The following is a 1,752-nucleotide window of genomic DNA, read 5'->3' as shown; positions in this document are numbered from 1 at the left end:
TTACGCTGTCATAAAACGCGTTTGGCGTTGTATGGTTAAGCCTCACGGGTAATTAGTACAGGTTAGCTTAATGGCTCACACCACTTCCACATCCTGCCTATCAACGTTGTAGTCTTCAACGGCCCTTCAGAGACTTTAAAAGTCTAGTGAGAACTCATCTCGAGGCCTGCTTCGCGCTTAGATGCTTTCAGCGCTTATCAGTTCCGAACGTAGCTACCGGGCAGTGCCATTGGCATGACAACCCGAACACCAGCGGTTCGTTCACTCCGGTCCTCTCGTACTAGGAGCAACCCCTCTCAATTCTCAAACGCCCACGGCAGATAGGGACCGAACTGTCTCACGACGTTCTAAACCCAGCTCGCGTACCACTTTAAATGGCGAACAGCCATACCCTTGGGACCGACTTCAGCCCCAGGATGTGATGAGCCGACATCGAGGTGCCAAACACCGCCGTCGATATGAACTCTTGGGCGGTATCAGCCTGTTATCCCCGGAGTACCTTTTATCCGTTGAGCGATGGCCCTTCCATTCAGAACCACCGGATCACTATGACCTACTTTCGTACCTGCTCGACGTGTCTGTCTCGCAGTTAAGCTGGCTTCTACCATTACACTAACCGTACGATGTCCGACCGTACTTAGCCAACCTTCGTGCTCCTCCGTTACTCTTTGGGAGGAGACCGCCCCAGTCAAACTACCCACCAGGCACTGTCCGTAATCCCGATTAGGGACCAACGTTAGAACATCAACACTACAAGGGTGGTATTTCAAGGACGGCTCCACAAAAACTAGCGTTTCTGCTTCAAAGCCTCCCACCTATCCTACACATGTAGGGTCAATGTTCAGTGCCAAGCTGTAGTAAAGGTTCACGGGGTCTTTCCGTCTAGCCGCGGGTACACAGCATCTTCACTGCGATTTCAATTTCACTGAGTCTCGGGTGGAGACAGCGTGGCCATGGTTACACCATTCGTGCAGGTCGGAACTTACCCGACAAGGAATTTCGCTACCTTAGGACCGTTATAGTTACGGCCGCCGTTTACCGGGGCTTCGATCAAGAGCTTCGTCCGAAAACTAACCCCATCAATTAACCTTCCGGCACCGGGCAGGTGTCACACCGTATACGTCATCTTGCGATTTTGCACAGTGCTGTGTTTTTAATAAACAGTCCCAGCCACCTGGTCACTGCGGCTCCCGTCCGCTTAGAGAGCAAGTCTCATCACAGATAGGAGCGTACCTTCTCCCGAAGTTACGGTACAATTTTGCCTAGTTCCTTCACCCGAGTTCTCTCAAGCGCCTTAGTATTCTCTACCTGACCACCTGTGTCGGTTTGGGGTACGATTCGGTATAATCTGAAGCTTAGAGGCTTTTCCTGGAAGTATGGCATCAACAACTTCACACCCTTGGGTGCTCGTCTCGTGTCTCAGTCTTAGCAACCCGGATTTTCCTAAGTCACCAACCTACTCACTTTCACATGGACAACCAACGCCATGCTTGTTTAGCCTGCTCCGTCCCCCCATCGCAATTATACCAAGTACGGGAATATTAACCCGTTTCCCATCGACTACGCCTTTCGGCCTCGCCTTAGGGGTCGACTTACCCTACCCTGATTAACATGGGATAGGAACCCTTGGTCTTCCGGCGTGCGGGTTTTTCACCCGCATTATCGTTACTCATGTCAGCATTCGCACTTCTGATACCTCCAGCAAACCTCCCGGTTCACCTTCAACGGCTTACAGAACGCTCCCCTACCACT

1 rRNA gene is annotated in these 1,752 nt (G+C 51.6%); it reads right to left on the bottom strand.

Annotated elements, in window-relative coordinates:
* Positions 1 to 31 precede the first annotated feature (31 nt).
* Positions 32 to 1,752 (bottom strand): 23S ribosomal RNA (locus JIG37_RS01815); the annotation flags it as partial.

It is taken from the genome of Pseudoalteromonas sp. bablab_jr010, assembly GCF_016464105.1.
Taxonomy (GTDB): Bacteria; Pseudomonadota; Gammaproteobacteria; order Enterobacterales; family Alteromonadaceae; genus Pseudoalteromonas; species Pseudoalteromonas simplex.
The sequence above is the reverse complement of the archived record's forward strand: the minus strand, read 5'-3'. Positions and strand labels throughout refer to the sequence as shown.